Annotated in this window: 21 protein-coding genes; 9 read left to right on the forward strand and 12 right to left on the reverse strand. The window is 68.7% G+C overall.

The features are described 5' to 3' along the window. Positions 1–104 precede the first annotated feature (104 nt). On the reverse strand, positions 105–1,466 hold the full coding sequence (locus B0I29_RS19805) for an RICIN domain-containing protein (RefSeq protein WP_111650560.1): 1,362 nt from the start codon (positions 1,464–1,466) through the stop codon (positions 105–107). A 161-nt stretch (positions 1,467–1,627) separates the two neighbouring features. On the opposite strand from B0I29_RS19805, the gene B0I29_RS19810 reads away from it, so the two are divergent. The 3 genes from B0I29_RS19810 (at position 1,628) to B0I29_RS19820 (ending at position 4,275) form a co-directional block, all read left to right on the forward strand. Next, a complete protein-coding gene (locus B0I29_RS19810; RefSeq protein ID WP_111650489.1) occupies positions 1,628–2,815 on the forward strand; it encodes a low temperature requirement protein A in 1,188 nt (395 codons plus the stop codon). Positions 2,816–2,885: 70 nt separating this feature from the next. Next, positions 2,886–3,971, forward strand: a complete 1,086-nt coding sequence (locus tag B0I29_RS19815) for a pyridoxal phosphate-dependent aminotransferase (RefSeq protein WP_111650490.1) — start codon at positions 2,886–2,888, stop codon at positions 3,969–3,971. A 100-nt stretch (positions 3,972–4,071) separates the two neighbouring features. Further along, the gene (locus B0I29_RS19820; protein ID WP_181557882.1) at positions 4,072–4,275 is read left to right on the forward strand and encodes a helix-turn-helix transcriptional regulator; all 204 of its coding nucleotides are present in this window, start codon (positions 4,072–4,074) and stop codon (positions 4,273–4,275) included. 8 nt (positions 4,276–4,283) lie between these two features. Here B0I29_RS19820 and B0I29_RS19825 read toward each other — a convergent pair whose 3' ends face one another. Beyond that, entirely contained in the window at positions 4,284–5,720 is a 1,437-nt protein-coding gene (locus tag B0I29_RS19825) for an MFS transporter (protein WP_260329970.1), read from the reverse strand. On the opposite strand from B0I29_RS19825, the gene B0I29_RS19830 reads away from it, so the two are divergent. Continuing rightward, positions 5,617–5,985: a MarR family winged helix-turn-helix transcriptional regulator gene (locus B0I29_RS19830; RefSeq protein WP_220091364.1), complete on the forward strand. Its 369-nt coding sequence runs from the start codon at positions 5,617–5,619 to the stop codon at positions 5,983–5,985. The genes B0I29_RS19825 and B0I29_RS19830 overlap by 104 nt on opposite strands. A 12-nt stretch (positions 5,986–5,997) precedes the next feature. Here B0I29_RS19830 and B0I29_RS19835 read toward each other — a convergent pair whose 3' ends face one another. Then, entirely contained in the window at positions 5,998–6,555 is a 558-nt protein-coding gene (locus B0I29_RS19835; RefSeq protein WP_111650492.1) for a TetR/AcrR family transcriptional regulator, read from the reverse strand. Between the two features lie 64 nt (positions 6,556–6,619). On the opposite strand from B0I29_RS19835, the gene B0I29_RS19840 reads away from it, so the two are divergent. From B0I29_RS19840 to B0I29_RS19850, 3 genes are all read left to right on the forward strand, one after another. Beyond that, entirely contained in the window at positions 6,620–7,657 is a 1,038-nt protein-coding gene (locus tag B0I29_RS19840; protein ID WP_111650493.1) for an FAD-dependent oxidoreductase, read from the forward strand. A gap of 117 nt (positions 7,658–7,774) precedes the next feature. Further along, positions 7,775–8,245, forward strand: a complete 471-nt coding sequence (locus B0I29_RS19845) for a hemerythrin domain-containing protein (protein WP_111650494.1) — start codon at positions 7,775–7,777, stop codon at positions 8,243–8,245. A 93-nt stretch (positions 8,246–8,338) separates the two neighbouring features. Then, positions 8,339–8,782 carry a GNAT family N-acetyltransferase gene (locus B0I29_RS19850; RefSeq protein ID WP_111650495.1) on the forward strand — a complete coding sequence of 148 codons (444 nt, stop codon included), beginning with the start codon at positions 8,339–8,341 and terminating at the stop codon, positions 8,780–8,782. 523 nt (positions 8,783–9,305) lie between these two features. Here B0I29_RS19850 and B0I29_RS19855 read toward each other — a convergent pair. The 5 genes from B0I29_RS19855 to B0I29_RS19875 are packed head-to-tail and all read right to left on the reverse strand — an operon-like array spanning position 9,306 to position 14,242. Next, positions 9,306–10,622, reverse strand: coding sequence for a DUF58 domain-containing protein (locus B0I29_RS19855; protein ID WP_111650496.1), 1,317 nt, complete (start codon positions 10,620–10,622; stop codon positions 9,306–9,308). Further along, on the reverse strand, positions 10,622–11,584 hold the full coding sequence (locus B0I29_RS19860) for an AAA family ATPase (RefSeq protein ID WP_111650497.1): 963 nt from the start codon (positions 11,582–11,584) through the stop codon (positions 10,622–10,624). Before B0I29_RS19860 ends, B0I29_RS19855 begins: the two co-directional genes overlap by 1 nt. After that, the gene (locus B0I29_RS19865) at positions 11,581–12,858 is read right to left on the reverse strand and encodes a DUF4350 domain-containing protein (RefSeq protein WP_111650498.1); all 1,278 of its coding nucleotides are present in this window, start codon (positions 12,856–12,858) and stop codon (positions 11,581–11,583) included. Before B0I29_RS19865 ends, B0I29_RS19860 begins: the two co-directional genes overlap by 4 nt. Beyond that, positions 12,855–13,409: a DUF4129 domain-containing protein gene (locus B0I29_RS19870; protein WP_111650499.1), complete on the reverse strand. Its 555-nt coding sequence runs from the start codon at positions 13,407–13,409 to the stop codon at positions 12,855–12,857. The genes B0I29_RS19865 and B0I29_RS19870 overlap by 4 nt, the downstream gene beginning before the upstream one ends. Next, positions 13,406–14,242, reverse strand: a complete 837-nt coding sequence (locus B0I29_RS19875; RefSeq protein WP_111650500.1) for a hypothetical protein — start codon at positions 14,240–14,242, stop codon at positions 13,406–13,408. Before B0I29_RS19875 ends, B0I29_RS19870 begins: the two co-directional genes overlap by 4 nt. A 44-nt stretch (positions 14,243–14,286) precedes the next feature. Here B0I29_RS19875 and B0I29_RS19880 point away from each other — a divergent pair, with 44 nt between their 5' ends. After that, complete coding sequence (locus B0I29_RS19880; RefSeq protein WP_111650501.1) at positions 14,287–14,730, forward strand: response regulator; 444 nt, start codon at positions 14,287–14,289, stop codon at positions 14,728–14,730. Positions 14,731–14,755: 25 nt separating this feature from the next. Continuing rightward, positions 14,756–15,832: a winged helix DNA-binding domain-containing protein gene (locus tag B0I29_RS19885; RefSeq protein ID WP_111650502.1), complete on the forward strand. Its 1,077-nt coding sequence runs from the start codon at positions 14,756–14,758 to the stop codon at positions 15,830–15,832. Here B0I29_RS19885 and B0I29_RS19890 read toward each other — a convergent pair. From B0I29_RS19890 to B0I29_RS45790, 4 genes are read right to left on the reverse strand one after another with little or no spacing between them, the layout of a single operon-like run. After that, positions 15,820–16,488 carry a DUF6882 domain-containing protein gene (locus B0I29_RS19890; RefSeq protein WP_111650503.1) on the reverse strand — a complete coding sequence of 223 codons (669 nt, stop codon included), beginning with the start codon at positions 16,486–16,488 and terminating at the stop codon, positions 15,820–15,822. The two genes, B0I29_RS19885 and B0I29_RS19890, sit on opposite strands and share 13 nt — an antisense overlap. 15 nt (positions 16,489–16,503) lie before the next feature. Next, on the reverse strand, positions 16,504–16,683 hold the full coding sequence (locus tag B0I29_RS19895) for a hypothetical protein (protein WP_111650504.1): 180 nt from the start codon (positions 16,681–16,683) through the stop codon (positions 16,504–16,506). Between the two features lie 12 nt (positions 16,684–16,695). Next, positions 16,696–17,571, reverse strand: coding sequence for an alpha/beta fold hydrolase (locus tag B0I29_RS19900; protein ID WP_111650505.1), 876 nt, complete (start codon positions 17,569–17,571; stop codon positions 16,696–16,698). Continuing rightward, positions 17,534–17,854, reverse strand: a complete 321-nt coding sequence (locus B0I29_RS45790; RefSeq protein ID WP_311733604.1) for a DUF6578 domain-containing protein — start codon at positions 17,852–17,854, stop codon at positions 17,534–17,536. The genes B0I29_RS19900 and B0I29_RS45790 overlap by 38 nt, the downstream gene beginning before the upstream one ends. Positions 17,855–18,041: the final 187 nt, after the last annotated feature.

Genomic DNA, 18,041 nt, shown 5'->3' on the forward strand with positions numbered 1-18,041 from the left:
CGGATCGGCCACCAAGGATGGCGGCAATCATCATTGCAAGCCGTCGGAAAGCCGAACGGCTTCCATCATTCAGGACTAAACGGACGTCTCGTCATCTGTCGAGTTCAAACGGCCACCCGGGACCACTGCTGGTTCGCACCACTCCCACAAGCGAACTGCTGAATATCCGTCCCATCAATAGTCCCCGACCCAACCACATCAAGACACTTCCCACTATGCCGCGCCACCAACCGGAAATAACTCCCGATCGCCTGCCACTGCCACTGCTGATTAGCGCCCGCCCCACAACTCCACTGAATAACATTAGCGCCGTCAGCACCCGACCCCGACGAAACATCCAAACACTTCCCGCTGTTCTGGTTCACGATGTTGAGATAACCACCACCGACATCCCGGAACTCCCAGCGCTGATTATTCCCACCATTCCACGCATACTGCTTGACCTCAGCCCCGTCAGCAACCGAGCTACTGACAACATCTATAACCCGACCACTGTTGCGGTTGACAACACGCTGATAACTGACCGGATTACCGACAACAGTGCCCGCCGCAGCGTCAATAGTCACCGTCGGATACCAGTTCAAACTCATACTGGTAGCACTCGGAAAACTAATCGGCAACCACACATACGACGAATCATTGACCGGCCCACCCCAGGCACCAGCCCACCGATCTCCCATGTAGAGATAGCTGCCACCAACCTGAAGCACGAACGTAGGCTGCGACCGGAACGTAGTCCCGTCACCGGTGTTGGTCCATCCGCTCCAGGGCCCACCAACACTAGACGCAGTCGCATACTTGGCCTGGTTAGGACTCCACCCCGTAGCACCCGAGGTCAGCATGAAATACGTGCCCCCACGCTTGAACAACGCCGGCGCCTCCCGGTGCGCGTCATTCCAGAAATTTCCGACAAGCGACGCCACACCCAGATAATCACTGGTCAGCCGATAAATATGCAGGTCATAGTTCTCATCCGCGGCCGAGATCATGTATCCGGTAGAACCGTCCACAAACAACGTGATGTCCCGGGACATATGCGAGCCCAACGGCCGGAAACTACCATGATACGTATAAACGCCGTCCACAGTAGCCGATGACGCCACCGCCGCCCGCGCCTCGCTGTAATCCGTACCGTTCTCCTTGTGCATCCACATCACATAACGCCCGGTAGCAGCGTTATAAACAACCTTGGGCCGCTCAATATTGGCACCCTGCAACTCACCAGCAGCCGCCGGCGTCAGCACGTTGTTACGAAACTCCCACGTACGCAGGTCAGTCGACCGATAAACCGAAACCGCTCGAAAAGTGTTATCCGAGTTCCGGTTCTCCCCGAACCAGTAATAATACGAACCAACCTTCAGCACCCCACCACCGTGCGCATGCAGAACATTGCCGGAGGTGTCGGCGAACTGCACACCATTGGTCACCGTCACAGGAGCCGCCTGCGCCGGCCCGGCGGGCAGCATCACCGCAGCGATGAGCACGAGCACGGCCACGAGAACCCTCACCGCACACCTCCGTTAACATCGATGAAACTGAATGTTAACGTAACCACGGCTAGACCGGAGGCGTCAACGCCCAGGCCACGGTCATCAGGCATGCTGCTCCCCATGGAACGGCAAACGACATGACCAACCAGGAACGACGCGGCTGGCTGACCCCGATGCGGGCCCGATCAGCCGACGAGGGCCACCGGGCGGCCACTCCCCTGGAGTTGCTCTTCGACCTCTGCTTCGTGGTCGCCGTCGCGCAGGCCGCGCTGCCGCTGCACCACGCGATCACCGAGAACCACGTGGCGCACGGCGTCGGGGCGTACCTGATGGTGTTCTTCGCGATCTGGTGGGCGTGGATGAACTTCACCTGGTTCGCCTCGGCCTACGACACCGACGACGACGTCTACCGGATCACCACGCTGGTCCAGATCGCCGGCGCGCTGGTGCTGGCCGCCGGCGTCGAGTCCGCGTTCGAGGGCGGCAACTACACGACCATCACCCTTGGGTACGTGATCATGCGGCTGGCCCTGGTGACCCAATGGCTCCGCGCCGCCCGCAACGATCGGCAACGCCGCCGCGTGGCCCTCAGCTACGCCGCCGGCATCACCATCGTCCAGGTGCTGTGGTTGATCCGGCTCGCGCTGCCCGACTCCTGGTCGGTGCCGCTGTTCGTGCTGCTGGTGGTGGCCGAACTGCTGGTACCCGCCCTGGCCGAACGCGCCAAGGGCGGCCCAACCACGTACCACCCGCACCACATCGCCGAGCGGTACGGCCTGTTCACCATCATCGTGCTCGGTGAGGCCGTCGCCTCGGCCACGATCGCCGTGCGCACCGGCGTCGACGAGGGCGAGCACCTCGCCGAGCTGGTCACCCTCGCCGTCTCCGGCCTGGTCATCGTGTTCGCGCTCTGGTGGCTGTACTTCGAGCGCCCGGCACACCGGCTGCTCACCACGCTGCGCACCTCACTGCTGTGGGGGTACGGCCACTACTTCATCTTCGCGGCGGCGGCCGCCATCGGCGCGGGCATCGGCGTCGTCGTGGACTACGACATGCACCACGCGGAGATCTCCGGCACGGTCGCCGGGTACGCCATCGCGATCCCGGTGGCGATCCTGCTGGTGCCCATCTGGCTGCTGCACGTGCGACCGGTGCAGACCGGCGCCGGCCTGGCCGCGTACCCGGTCACCGCCGCCCTGGTGCTGCTGGCCCCGTTCGGTCCGGCACCGGTCACGGTGATCGCCGTCCTGCTGGCAGCACTGGTCGCCATCACTGTGGCTTCGGCCCGCCGTACAGCGGGAGCCGCCGAGCCCGCGCAGCCCTGAGGGCACCGGCGATCCAGCAGAACGGGATTGGCTCTGCCCATCGTCGCCGGCGCGGCCGACGATGGGCAGTATGACCACCTTCGCACCGAGCCCGATGACCGCGCTGATCGACTCCACCGTCCGGTACGACCTGGCCGAGAGCACCTGCCCACCGGTCCGCCTCGGTGACCTCGCCGAACCGGACGAGCTCGCGGCGGTCCCGATGGGTTACGGCACCACCCGCGGCGACCTCGCCCTGCGCGAGCTGATCGCCGCCCGTACCGGCGTGACCGCCGACCAGGTGCTGGTCACCGTCGGCGCGATCGAGGCGATGTTCCTGCTGGCCCAGGCGGTCTGCGAACCGGGTGACCGGGCCCTGCTGGTCACACCGTGCTTCCCGCCGGCACGCAGCGTCCCGGAAGGGCTCGGCGCGAAGGTCGACCTGATAAAAGCGTCGTTTGACGATGGATACCGTCTCCCCCTGGAAGAGATCACCGCAGCGCTCGGGCCGCACACCAAGCTGGTGTCCCTGGCCTCGCCGCAGAACCCGTCCGGCGTCATGTTCACCGAGACCGAACTACGTGACCTTCTCAATGCGGTGCGCCGGCGCGCACCCCAGGCGGTGGTCCTGGTCGACGAGATCTACCGCGAATCTTCGTACGCAAAAACACCGGTCCGACCGTCGGTAGCCACCCTGTCGCCCGGCCTGGTCACCTGCTCGTCGATCTCCAAGGCGCACGGCGCACCCGGCCTGCGCATCGGCTGGCTGACCGTGACAGATCCCGCCCTGTACACACAGCTGCGCGAGGCCAAATTCCTGACCACGATCGCCTGCTCCAACCTCGACGAATTCCTCGCCACCCGGGTGCTGAGCCGCAGCACCGAGATCCTCGCCGACCGCGCCGCTTTCCTGGCGCCGGCCCTGGACGAACTGCGCGGCTGGGCGGCGAAACAGCAGGTCGAGATGGTCGTCCCGGACGGCGGGCCGCTCTGCTGCCTGCGCCTGCCCGCCGGCGTCGACGTGCCTGCCTTCTATCGCCGGCTGGCGGAGCTGGACACCCGGGTCGCGCCCGGATCCTGGTTCGGCGAGGACGACCGGATCTTCCGGGTCGGCTTCGGGCACCTGCCGGCTGACGAGTTCCGTACCGCTCTGGAGAACCTGAGCGCCGCACTCTGACGACCGGGGTCACTCCTTGCGGGGAATCGACGACCGAAAACGTGCCACGCCTACGACTAGTTGTCGCTTACTACTTGGTATGGGACTAGCCTCGGCGGGCATGAACAACGTGGTCCTTGTGGGTGCGGCGGAGATCCGGTCCTGGCTGCGGGTGTCCCGCCAGCGGGCATATCAGCTGATCAGCCGGGACGATTTCCCCGAGCCGTACCAGGTGTTGCGGATGGGCAAGGTCTGGGATCTGGCCGAGGTGGAGCGCTGGATGCGCGTCCACCGCCCCAACGACGCGGGTCGCGTCAAACCCTGACCGCGCCGTCACGCCACGGGCACCGGCGAGGTGTCGTGCGAGTCAGCACGCGCCTTCTTCGGAAACGCGAAGGTCAGCGCGAGGAACGCGACCAGCAGCACCACCAGCACCACCAGCACCGTCAGCGTGTGCCGGAACGCCTGCTCGGCGCTGCCGGTCGTGATCCCGTCGAAGAACACCGAGCCGAAGATAGCCACGCCGATCGAGCCGGCAATCGACTGCACCGCGGTCAGCACGCCGGACGCGGAACTGATCTCGTCGTCGCGGACAGCCGCCAGGATGACACTGAACAGCGCGGCGATGACCACGCCCGAGCCCATCCCGGCGAGAGCGATGCCGGGCACGATGCCCCAGATCGAGAACGGCCCGTCGTGGCCCAGCTCGCTCCAGAGCAGCGCCGCCCCACCGAGCTGGATCACCGCGCCCAGCTGCAGCACCACCCGCCCGAGCCGCTCGGCCAGGATCGCGCCGCTCAGAGCGCCACCGACCGCCGTGCCGATCGCCACCGGCAGGTTGCCCAGCCCGGCTTCACCCGCGGTGAAGCCATGACCGATCTGCAGAAACAGCGTCAGGACGAGCTGCGTGCCGATCAATGCGCTGAAAAACAGCGCAATTCCTACCAAACCCACCGTGTACGCCCCACGGCCGAAGATCGTCGGAACAACCAATGGGGTACGCCCACCGGCCGCCCTCCCCCGCTGCTGCAGCCCGAATCCGACGAACCCGGCCAGCCCGGCGGCGATGCTCAGCCACGTCCACAGCGGCCAGTCGCGTTCCTGGCCGAAGTTCAGCGGCAGCACCAGCAGCGCTGAGGACGCCACGACCAGGGCCGCACCGGTCAGGTCGATGCCCACCGAGCGGTCGCCGGGCCGTTTCGGCAGGATCAGCCAGGACACGATCAGCGCGGTAACACCGATCGGCACGTTGATCAGGAAGACCGTGCGCCAGCCCCAGCCGAACAGGTCCGCGGAGATCAGGCCGCCGCCGAGGACCGGCCCGATGATGCCGCCCAGCCCGAGCACCGGGCCGAACACACCGAACACCTGGGCGAGCTCCTTGCCGGAGAAGTTCTCCCGCAGCAGGCCTAGACCCTGGGGCAGCAGCATCGCCCCGGCCAGGCCCTGCGCCAGGCGCAGCACGATCAGCGATTCGATCGTCGGCGCCGCGGCACACAGCGCCGAGGCCAGCCTGAACGCGCCGAGGCCGAGCAGGAACATCCGGCGCCGGCCGTACCGGTCGCCGAGCCGCCCGCCGATGATCAGCCCTGCGCCGAGGGTCAGGGCGTACCCGCCGATCACCCACTGCAGGCCCAGCGGGGATGCGCCCAGCTTCGAGCGGCGGATGGCCCGTGACCTGGGCGTCGACCTGCCCGGCCTGGAGGCGATGGACCACCTGATCTCCTCCGGACCGACCAGTCCGACCGATCTGGCCCACCGCCTCGACATCTCCACGGCGGCGACCAGCCTGGTGCTCAACCGCCTCGAGTCGGCCGGCCACATCCGCCGCGACCGCCACCCCACCGACGGCCGCAAACTCGTTGTGACCGCTTCCGACGACTCCGCGAACGAGGCCAACCGCCGGGTCGCGCCCCTGATCGACGGCGTCGAAGCCCTGGTCAGCTCATTGTCCGAGCAGGAGAGCACCACGGTGCTCAAATTCCTGGACGCGCTGATCCAGACCTACGACCAGGCCGAGGCATCCGCAAAATAGGCCGCCGGCGCATCACGCCACGAGGCGCAGCACCGTCCGCTCGACCGCCGCCTGCCAGTCGCCGCCGACCTGCCCATCGAACGCGAGCTGGTGCAGGATCACGCCGTCCAAATAGTCGAAGACGGCCTCACAGTCACCCTCCGGGTCGGCCGAGCCGATCTCCCGCAACCACGTCGCCGCCCATTTCCGCAGCTCCCGTGCCGACTCGGCGAGAGGATCCCGCAGCTCCGGGCGCAGCGTCGCCTCAAGGAACAGCCCGTACCGGGCCACCGTGACGGCGCGTTCCGGACCGAGGGCGCGCTGCACGTACCCGATCAGCCCCGCTGCCAGCTCAGCCGTGTTCGCCGGGCGTACAAAAGTGGTTATGGTCTCCCACCCGATGCGATCGCGTTCCGCGAAGCGTTCCACCACCGCGCTGATAAGCGCGTCCCTGGTCTTGTAGTAATTCGCGGTCGACCCGTAAGGCATCGACGCCGCGGCATCAACCGCGCGGTGGGTCAGCGCTCGCGACCCCTGGTTACCGAGGACGCCGATCGCGGCGTCGAGCAGTTGTTCGCGGCGGGATGGCACCGCGTCACCCTACCGCTCACAACACCTGTTGTCGAAAAACAACAGATGTTGTAGCGTCCGACGCATGGAAATCATCGGTGGTGGCATCGGCGGACTCAGCGCCGCGATAGCACTGGCCCGCGACGGGCACAAAGTCACGCTCCGCGAGCGAAACGCGGCGCTGCCCAGCACCGGCACCGCACTCGGAATGTGGCCGGCCGCGCTGCGGGCACTCGACGAACTCGGTGTCGGCGACCAGGTCCGGCGCACCGGGAGCCGCCAGCAGGCCGGTGCGTTCCTGCGCTCGGACGGCTCACGGATCGCCACGATCGACATCGCCAGGCTGCGGAAACGCACCGGCGACGACGTCTACCTGATCTCCCGGCCGGCGCTGCTGGCGATCCTGCACCAGGCCGCAGCCGACGCGGGAGCGGATCTGCGTTTCGGCGAGCCGGTCTCCTGTCTGGACGAGACAGCCGACCTCCTGGTGGTCGCCGACGGCGTGTTCAGCCGCACCCGCGACCGCCTGCTCGGCCCGGCCTACCAGGCGCGATATTCCGGCAGCACCGCCTGGCGCGGAACCATCGAGGACATGCCGACGGCGGAGTTCGCCGAGATCTGGGGACGCGGCGCCAAGTTCGGCGTGACACCGCACGAGGGCGGCCGCACCAACTGGTTCGCGGCGGCCGCAGCGCCCGAAGGCCGCTTCGAGCCGGGCCACGAGGTCGCCGCACTGCACCGCATCTTCGGCGACTGGGCAGCGCCGGTCCGCCCGGTACTCGACGCGATCGAGGAATCCCGCATCCTGCGCCACGACATCTACGTCACACCACCGCTGCCGTCGTTCGTGCACGGCAACGCCGTCCTCATCGGCGACGCCGCGCACGCGATGAACCCCGACCTCGGCCGCGGCGCCTGCGAGGCCATCATCGACGCGGTCACCCTCGCTGCCTGCCTGCGGCAGCAGAACGGCCCACTTTTGTACGATCGAAGCCGCCGCCCCGCAACCCAGCGACTGGCCCGGGTGGCCGCCATCGCCGCCCGGATGACCCGGATGCGCCACGCCCTGCCGCTCCGCAACGGCCTGCTCAAAGCGAGCATGCTCGCCGGCCCTCCGAGCTAGGCGCGGCGTCGCCGGGTAAGCTCCTCGGCAGCGTCGCGTGCCGGTGGCAGACCGTGTCAGGCATGGAGGCGCCGAACCGAAGGAGACCGACCGTGTCGTCGTGCCCTTCGTCTTCGCGTGTCTGACCGCGAGACGACCAGGCTGGTGGCCTGGGCCCAGGAGATGCGCTCCACGCACGCCCGCCTGCGCGAGGCGTTGCAGCTCACCCGTGATTCCCTCGATCACCCCGGCGCGACCGTCGCCGCCGTCGGCGATCTGCTGCTGTACTGCCGCGGTTTCTGCGCGGCCCTCGACGGCCACCACCGCGCCGAGGACCGCACCCTGTTCCCCGCCATCGCCGCGGCCCGCCCGGATCTGCGCCCGGTGCTGCGTGCCCTGGAGCAGGACCACTCGATGATCGCGTACCTGCTCACCGGCCTCACCGCCGCCGTGGACCGCTCCGCGGCCCCCGACGAGCTGCACCAACATCTCGACGGCATCGGCGCCATCATGGAGAGCCATTTCCGGTACGAGGAACGCCAGCTCCTCACGGTGCTGGAGTCCCTGAACCTGCCGGCCGCCCGCGAGGAGGCCCTGGGTCCTCTGTGAACGTTCCCTGAGCCGGCCATCGATACGACCGTCAAGTGTCCATCGATGCTGTCCTTTAGATCGCCCATCGATGTGGTCCTTTAGGCTGGCCGCATGCAGATCCGGCTGTTCCGGCCCGAGGACGCTCCAGCCGTGTCCGCCGTCATCCGCGCGTGCCTGCGCGACGTGAACAGCCGCGACTACCCGCCCGACGTCATCGACACGATGTCCGCCCACTTCGACCCGGCGCGCGTCCAGGAGCTGGCCGCCCGACGCGAGATGTTCGTGGCCGAATCCGACCAGATCCTCGGCACGGTCTCCCGAGACGGCAACAAGGTCTACACGATGTTCGTCCGCCCGGACCAGATCGGCAGCGGCATAGGCCGCCGGCTGATGACCCACATCGAGTCCCTGGCCGCGGCCGAAGGCTTCGACCACATGGAAACCGGCGCCAGCATCACGGGCCACGGCTTCTACCAGCGCCTCGGCTACACCGACATCCGCACGAGCGAAACCACCTTCGGCCTCAACTACATCCTCCGCAAGCCCCTCCCCTGACCCGCACCCAGCAGCCCAAAGCGACCGCCAGCGCCAGCCAGCGCCCGACGGCTGTCGCTCACGGCTGCCAGCTGTCACCCACGGCGACCACAACGTACAGCCGAATTCCGACTGGTCGCGTCCGGCTTGTGCTTACGGTCGCGTACAGGCCGAAACAACGACCGCAAGCACAAGCCGGCCGCCGAACAACGCCACTCAGCTCAAGCCGACCTGCCGCAGCCCACCAGCACGACCAGACCCGCCGCCCACAACCCACCAACCCGACATCCAGGCAACCAGCGGTCCCCACGCAGGCAATACCCGCCAAGATCCCAACCCGCTGTCGCGCACGGCTGCCAGCTGCACGCCATGGCGACCACAACGTACAGCCGGATCGCGGCTGGCGCTCACGGCTGCCGGCTGCACAGCGTGGCGACCGCAACGTACAGCCGGGCTCTGGCTGCGGGCCGGCTCGCGCTTGTGGTCGCGTTTCCGGTCCCAGCACGACCACGAGCACAAGCCGGCCGCCCGCAAACCCGGTGCTCTAGAGGCGGCCTGTTGCCTTGAGCAGCAAGTACACGTCGGCTACCTTGCCGGCGAAGTCGCCCGCGTCGGCGTCGACCACGATCGCGCCGAAGCGGCTCAGCACCTCGCGCACCCGGTCGCGCTCGCTCAGCACCCGCTGCGCCGCCGCGGCCGCGTGCACATCGAACGCCCCCGGCGACGCAGGCAACGACACCAGCCGTGACACCGACGGATCGCGCACCCCCGCCACCACCACCTGATGCCGGGCCGTCAACCGTGGCAGCAACGGCAGCAAACCCTCGACGATCGGCGCCGGCTCCAGCGCTGTGAAGATCACCACCAGCGACCGCTTCTGATCACGCCGGAGCAGCGACGTAGCCAGCGCCGACCAGTCCGTCTCGACCGCGGCCGGCTCCAGCGACGCCATCGCGTCGATCAACCGGCCGAGCGAAGCCTGCGAGGAGGACGACGACAACGACGAGCGCACCACGGCATCCAGCGCGAACAGACTCACCCGGTCGCCGGCCCGAACCCCCAGCACCGACAGCAGCAGAGCAGCGTCGATCGAGGCGTCAAGACGTGGCGCGTCCCCTACCCGGGCAGCCGACGTCCGACCGGTATCGATCACACACACGACCCGGCGATCACGTTCCGGCCGCCACGTCCGCACCATCACGTCGTTGTGCCGCGCGCTCGCCCGCCAGTCGATCGACCGCACGTCGTCGCCGATCACATACTCCCGCAGAGCATCGAATTCGGTGCCGTGCCCGCGCCCGCGCGTGACCGACGAGCCTTCGACAACGCGCATCCGAGCGAGCTTCTCCGGCAGAATCCGGCGCGACGGAAAATGCGGCAGAACCCGCAGAACCCACGCCGGGGAGATCGCCGCGTTCCACTTGCGGCTTTTTTGTCGGTACGCGACACCGAACGGCCCCATGGACCGCACAGTGACCCGGACAGCGGGCCGATCCCCGTGCCGCACCGGATTCAGCTTGGTCACGAGATCCTGATGCGTCCCCCGGGGCAGAAACACGTCATGCCGCGACGGCCATGCCCCGGCCGACGGCACCCAGCTGTCCCGCAGATGCAGCCGCAGCGGCCGCCGCCCGGCATTAACAACGGTGAGCGAAACGGTGGCGGTCCCGCCGAGCCACACCGTGCGATCCCCCGACCGCGACAGCCGCACCGCGGTCAGCGGCCCGGCGACGGCGATGTCGAGACCCGCCACGCACACGGCGAACCCGAGCACGATCAGCAACCCGATCCACGGGGCAGGCAGCAGCGCGGGAAGCGGCACCCCGGCGAGCAGGATCAGCGCGAACCGGCGGGTGACCATCAGCGCGGCGCGGGCACGGCGGCGAGCACCCCGGCCAGCACCGCCGGCACGGTGGCGCCGTCGAGCTCGGCGTCGGCACGCAGGCGTACCCGGTGGCGCAGCGCCGCGATGGCGTACGCCTTCACGTCATCCGGCACCACGTAGTCCCGCCCGGACAGCCACGCGTACGCCTTGGCGATCCCGAGCAGGGCGGTCGCTCCACGGGGTGACGCGCCGAGTTCCAGCGCGGGCGTCTGCCGCGTGGCCCGGCACAGGTCGACGATGTACGCGAGAACCGGCTCCGCCACCGACACCCGCTGCACGGCCGCCCGCCCCGCCGCGAGGTCGGCCGGCCCGGCCACCGGGGTGATCCCGGCCGCCTTCAGATCACGCGGGTCGAAGCCGTGATGGTGGGCCCGGAGCACGTTCAGCTCGTCGTCGCGCTCGGGAAGCGGCACGGCCAGTTTCAGCAGGAACCGGTCCAGCTGTGCCTCGGGAAGCGGGTACGTTCCCTCGTACTCAATGGGGTTCTGTGTGGCCGCGACCAGGAACGGCTGCGGGAGCGGCCGCGGGGTTCCGTCGACGCTGACCTGGCGTTCCTCCATGGCTTCGAGGAGCGCGGCCTGGGTTTTCGGCGGCGTGCGGTTGATCTCGTCGGCGAGCAGCAGGTTGGTGAAGACCGGTCCGGGCCGGAAGTTGAACGCCGAGCTGCGGGCGTCGTAGACGAGCGAGCCGGTGACGTCGCCGGGCATCAGGTCCGGGGTGAACTGGACGCGTTTGGTGTCGAGGGCGAGCGCCGCCGCGACGGCCCGCACGAGCAGCGTCTTCGCCACTCCGGGTACGCCTTCGAGCAGCACGTGTCCGCCGCAGAGCAGCGCCACCATGACGCCGCCGACGACCGCGTCCTGTCCGACGACGGCCTTGCCGACCTCGGCGCGCAGCCGGCTCAGGGCGAGGCGGGCCTGTTCGGATTCGGCGGTCACGACGGTTCTCCTTCAACGATTTCATCGAGTTCATCAGGCCGGCGCATGACGTCATGCACCAGCTTCTCCACGTTCTGCGCGGCCGCCACCAGGGCCGTGTCGTTCTGCGGCGCGGGCCCGTCGAGCACGTCGCGGACGTGGTCCGGTGCGAGGCCGGCCCGTTCGGCGATCTCGTCGCTGGTCGCATCCGGCGGCAGGCCGAGATGGTCGGCGAGCCGGCGCCGGGCCGCGGTCCGCAGGATGTCCAGCGTCGATCGGCGGGCGCGGGCCCGCTGGTAGAGGCGGGCGTGCCCGAGCATCGTCTCGTGCGCGGGTACCCGGGACGGCAGCGGTTCGGCGACCGGGGTGCCGAGCCGCCGGGCGGCCGCCGCGGCGAACGCCAGCAGAGTGATCGCGATCAGCGCGAGGGCGGCCCAGAACGCTGTGGGGAACGCCTCGGACAGCGGCGGTTTCGGCGGTTGCCCGCCACCGGCGGCCGGCGGCAGATCGGTGGGCGGGACGGTCGGGCCCGGCGTGGCCTGCGAGTCGCCGGTCGGCTGCTCAACCGGTGAGGAGGGATCGGAGCCGGAAGGCGACGGCTCCGGTTCGGCGTTCTCCCGCTGGTGCAGGCTCAGCCAGACGACCCGGTCACCGCCGAGGACCGTGGTCGCGAACTCCTCGTTGGCGTGCTCGCCGATCCGGTCGTTGCGGAACGGGTCGGCCGCCCCGACCAGCACGATCGTGACCGGCCCGTCGGTGAACGCGGCCAGCCCGCCGCCGAAGCAAACGGTGCCGTCCGGTGCCTCGTACCGGTGGCGCAGCACGGCGGCCGGGCCGGGCAGCGGGATCGTGCAGCCGGCGCTGACCGCTTTCGCCGCCCAGCGGGTACCGGTGTGGTTGACGTTCCAGCCTGTCCGTTCCAGATCACGCAGCTCGGCGCCGGCCACGACGATCCGGGTGCCGGTCGGCAGGCTCACCGTTCCGATCAGATTCTGCAGGTCGACAAACGCCGGCGCGGGCACGAACAGCGTCGCGCCGGGGCTCTTGCGTACCAGATCAAGAGCGTTCTCCGACGTCGTCGCCTCGTCCACCGCGACGCCGCGCGCGCGAAGCGCGGCGGCGAGCCGGTCACTCCCGGTGCCTTCACTCGCGCCCGGGCTCAGGTACGCGGGATCGCCCGGATCCGCCTGTTCGAGGCGGTGCACCAGCAGCGTCCCGAAGACCAGCACGCTGAGCAGCGCGAACGGCAGCACCACCCGCATCCGCCGATGGGTGAGCGGGTTCCAGAAGCTCACCGCGGACCGCCCAGGGACGAGCGGACCTCGTCGGTCAGCCGCCGCATGTGCTCGTCGTGGGACGGGCCCGCCTCACGCCGGCCGTACCAGACCTCGGAGAACAACGCGGCCGCCGCATCCATGGCCGGTGCCGCCACCGGCTGGTTCAGCGCGGTCACGTCGGCGAGCTCGGCCACCGTGGTCCCGGGCTCCGGGGAGACGACGCCGGCCCGGGTCAGGTCGATGACGGTGTCCCGCAACCGCTGACGGATCGCCTCGTCGTAACGCCCCTCGGACGCGAGGACGTTGGCATCCGGTTGGAAACTCGGTGCTTTCACGCGTACCGAAGGAGGCTTTTGATCGGAATTTGACGTTGACTTCTTCCGGCGGCGGCGAGGTAGGCGCGGCAGGGCAGGCAGCCGGAACGACGGCCAGCGGCGGGGGACCCAGGCCGGAAACGAGTACCAGAGCACGGATCCGACCAGCGTGATCAGAAACAGTCCGAGCAGCAGGGTCCGGCCCGGGATCACGTCGAGGACGTCGGCGATCCACGCGTCGTAACCGCGGGTCATGCGGCGTCCACCAGCGCGGACGAGCCGTCGCCGCCACGCGCGCGTTCCCGTGCGATCTCGATGTCCAGCCCCTCGGTCCGAATCCGCGCCTCCACCAGCAGCACCGCGTCCAGGCAGGCGAGCGCCGGATAGGCGACCGTGTTGGCCAGGCCCCAGGCGAGCGGGACCACCCAGGCGAGCACGGTATTACCAACCGTCCACCCGGCCTGCGAAGCGACCATGACCCACGCCGTCCCGAGCGCGAACCGCACCATGAACCAGGTGAAGTACGCGAGCAGCCGCAGCAGCGCCGGCCGCACCCCGTCCCGGACAGCGAGCCGCGCGGACCGGCCGAAAGCGGCCAGCGGCCCGGACACCCGGTTGAGCGTGAGCGCCGGCGTCGCCATCCCGATGAGTCCGTAAAGGATCAGCCACGGCACGAACCCGACATAGGCGCCGGCCGCCGCGATCAGCCCGGCGACGACGGCGACCACCAGAACCGGCAGCGGCCGGGTGCGCGCCCACAGGTCCCGATGCCGCACCGGCCGGCGCAGCAGAGCGGGCCCGGCGGCCGCACCCGCATAGGCACCCAGCAGCGCGATGATCGTCGCCTCGAGCCCGAAGCCGACCGCCGTGATCAGCCACCAGCCGCCGAAATCGCCGAAGTCCGGCATGAACGTGGGTGCGTCGAGGCCGGCGCTCTCCCGCATCCGGCCGAGGATCACCTGCTCGGCGGCAGCGAGCGGCCCGGCGAGGGCGACCAGCGGCAGAGCGCGCTGGCGCAGCAGGGCGGCACCGGCATCGAGGAGTTCCCCGGCGGTCATCGGCCGCATCGGCAGAACTTCGGGCGCCATGGCGGCAAATCCTAGGTGATCACCCTGCGATATTGTCTCCGGCTATGTCCGGGCTCTCGAGGTTGCAGCACATCCTGGTCGTCGACGACGACCCGGCGGACACCATGATGATCGAGGAAGCCCTGCTCGGCGTGGACATGCCGCCGGTCGTGCACGCCGTCGAGGACGGCCGCGAAGCGCTCGACTTCCTGCGCCGACGCGGCCGGTACGCCGGCGTCCCGCGCCCCGATCTGGTGCTGCTCGACCTCAACATGCCGCGGATGGGAGGCCACGAGGTGCTCCGGGACATCAAGAACGACGACGACCTGAAGAGCATCCCGATCGTCGTGCTGACCACGTCGACGGCAGCACCGGACATCACGGCGAGTTACGCGACGCACGCCAACGCTTACGTCTCCAAGCCGATGGATCTGGATTCGTTCGAGTCGGCGATCCGCAAGATCAACCACTTCTACAGCGAGATCGCGATCCTTCCGGCCGATTCCTGACCGCAATCGCGGCTAGCGTCGGGGTGTGAATCGCCGCGCTCTGAACCGTGCCACCCTCGCCCGGCAACTGCTGCTGGAGCGCGCCGATCTGAGTGTCCCGGAGGCGCTGACCCGGCTCGGCGGCCTCCAGGCGCAGACCCCGCACACCTGGTACGTGGGGTTGTGGAGCCGGCTGCGCGACTACTCCCCCGTCGAGACGTCGGCGCTGCTGGAGGGCGGCGAGATCGTCCGGATGGCGCTGATGCGCTCGACGATCCACCTGGTCACCGTGGACGACGCGCGGTGGCTGCGGCCGCTGGTCGAGCCGGCGATCATTCGCAGCACGATGGGCGCTTTCGGCCGGCATCTGCGGGAGCTGGACCGGGCGCAGTTGGTGTCAGCTGCCGTAGCGGCATTGGACGAGCGCCCGATGACCTTCAGCGAGCTGGGCAAGGCCCTCGCCCCGTCGTTCCCCGGCCGTGATCCGAATGCCCTCGCACAGGCCGCGCGGATGTGGATGCCGCTCGTGCAGATGCCGCCGCGGGGGATGTGGGGGCGTAGCGGGAAGGCGGCGCATGCTCCGCTGGCTTCCGGGCTTGCTGAAAAGCCGCCGCAAGATCTTTTCCTCCGCTATCTCGCCGCCTTCGGCCCGGCGACGGTACGCGACGCCCAGCAGTGGTCCGGCCTCACCCGCCTCGCCGAAGTCGCCGACTCCCTGCGACCGAAACTGATCACCTTCAAGGGCGACGACGGCCGTGAGCTGTTCGACCTGCCCGACGCACCCCGGCCGGACCCGGACACCCCGGCGCCGGCCCGCTTCCTCTACGACTTCGACAACCTGCTGCTGTCGCACGCCGACCGCACCCGCATCACCGGCGACACCGACTACACGGCACAGGGCTGGGGCGGCGACAACAACGAGCAGCCCCGCTCGATCCTGCTCGACGGCTTCGTGGCAGCGACGTGGCGGATCGTCGTCAGCCGGCGAGAAGTGGTCGTGACCATCCGCCCGTTTCGGGTTTTACGCGCTACCGAGAAAGCCGCCATCGAAGAGGAAGGCACCGCCTTGGCGCTCTTCCACGCCCCTGCGGCCGACCCGGCGATCGTTTTTCAGGCCGGCTGAATCTGGCCCGACACCCGCTCGATTCGCCCCTGCTCGTCGAACTCCACCCGCATCTCGCTCCCGCCCGGGTGATGACCCACCACCAACCCCGGACCGTCCTCACCGATCGACCATCCCTGTTGCTCCAAGAACGCCAGCAGCATCGCCCGGTGATCCACAGGGAACGCCTGAATCACCTGCCCGAGCACCAGAAACGCCCGTTCGGGCGACACCGGCTCGATCAGTGCGGGCGGCAACCCCTCCACATGGAAGAACACCGCCCCGCCGTCATAAGGCCCCCGGTAATAACACCGGCCCGTCAACCCGGACGCGATCAACGCCAGCCGCGCGCCATCAGCCCGCTCCAGCGGGAACGACGCTTCGGTCAACTCGGTCACGCCGGCATAGTCGCCGTACCCTCGAAGCCACTCGCTCAGATGGACCACCTGCGCCGGCAGGTTGCTGCCGGTGTTCGCCCAGGCCCACAGCCAGGTCCCATCCCCATGGCTTTCGGTGCCGAGCAGCTGAACCGGGTAGCGCAGATCCTCGCCGAACGTCGCCACGCCCTCGGTCAGATCAAGCTGCCAGTCACACTCCCCGATCAGGTCGGCGAGGGCGAGCTGCCGGGCGAAAGCGGTGGCCACATGCTGGGTGAACAATTCCTCGAATCGCGACACCCGGTCACCCTATGGCTAGGGCCGCGGCTGCTCCGCCTCGCTCTGCAGCAGCTGCCGCAGCGCCGCGACCTCGTCGGCGAGCGCCAGAACCGCATGCGCATGCGCAGCGGCGATCACCGCCGGAGTGCCCGGCAGCTTCCCGGACACGCTCGCCAGGAGCTCGTTTGCCAGATGACGGTTACTCGCCTGCGCCATCCCACGAGTCTCTCATCCGGCCACAAACGCCTTGATCCGGTCGGCCACCCGGTCCGGCGAATGCACCGGCAGATCATGCGACGCCCCCGGAACGATCTCCACCGTCGCCGCCGGCATGACCCGAGCCAGTCGCTGCGCGACTTCCTTAGCCGGATAAAGCGCGCTTTTTTCACCCAGCAAAACCAGCGAGGGTACGGTCACCGCCCGGAGATCCTCATCCCCAAGCGGCGTGGGTACGGGTAACCGGCGCCGGAATTTCATCGTCAGAGGCAACAGCGGCATCAGCTCGTCGTCACGCAACGTGGCGTTCCTCACCGGCCCAGCGAGCCGGCGCCGCACCGGCCGCGGACTGATCCCGGCCAGCCCACCGGCGATGAGCCAGATCCAGAACCGCGCCCCGATCGCCCCGAACCCACCCGGATCGAGCAGGGTGAGGCTGGAGGCTCGGCCGGGATACTCAAGTTCATAACGCAGTGCCGCCCACCCGCCGTACGACATTCCGACCAGATGCGCGCCGTCCAGCCCGAGCCCATCCAGGGTCTCGTCCAGGCAACCGACAACGTCACGCTCAGTGGCGATCGCCCGAGTCTGCCGGGCCGCACCGGGCTCACCAATCGGGTCAAGAGCGATCACCGGGTTCGTGGCGCCGAGGTCCTTTACATAGTGGTACCAAGTGACTGCGTTCCCACCGGCCCCCGGCAGAAGCACAATCGGCGTGCCGGTGCCGGCGCCGCTGCGATAGGCGACGGCCGTCCCGAAGCTGGTCTCCACCGGGATCGGGGTGTCCGCACCGGGCAGGAGCCGGACCAAGGCTTGGCGATAAGCCCCGTCGAAACGCTCACGGGCGCCCTCAGAGGTGAAGCCGCTGATCCCGTCCGAAGGGCCCATCGTGCGAACGTATCAGGTCCACAAGATAGCCATCGAAGCGAAGCTCATCAGTCTCTTCCGGCCAGCGCCCGGCGTGGCCGAGGGGTGCGAGGATCGCCGTCCCGGGGTCGAGCGCCCGCTCCAGCCATGCGAGATCAGGCTCCTTCAGTTTCCAGGCGACCTCATCACCGACCGCGAACAGCTCCCCGCAACACTGCAGCTGCCACCCCTCCATCCAGATCCTGATGGCCGTCGCCTCCGGCTGGGCCCTGGCCCCGGCAGGCTGGGACCGAGGCTTCGTCATCTCCGTAGCAGCCCTACTGGCCCTGCTGCTGACAGCATTCGCCCTGCTCGCAACCCCCACCCACCCCACATCCCACAACAAGTGTGTCGATTAGGGGTTCCCCACGCCCCCAAACTCAACACACACACCACAGGCAACCCGCCCGTGTCGACTTCAGGCTCCACACGTACCCAAAATCGACACGCAC

It is taken from the genome of Actinoplanes lutulentus, assembly GCF_003259845.1.
GTDB lineage: Bacteria > Actinomycetota > Actinomycetes > Mycobacteriales > Micromonosporaceae > Actinoplanes > Actinoplanes lutulentus.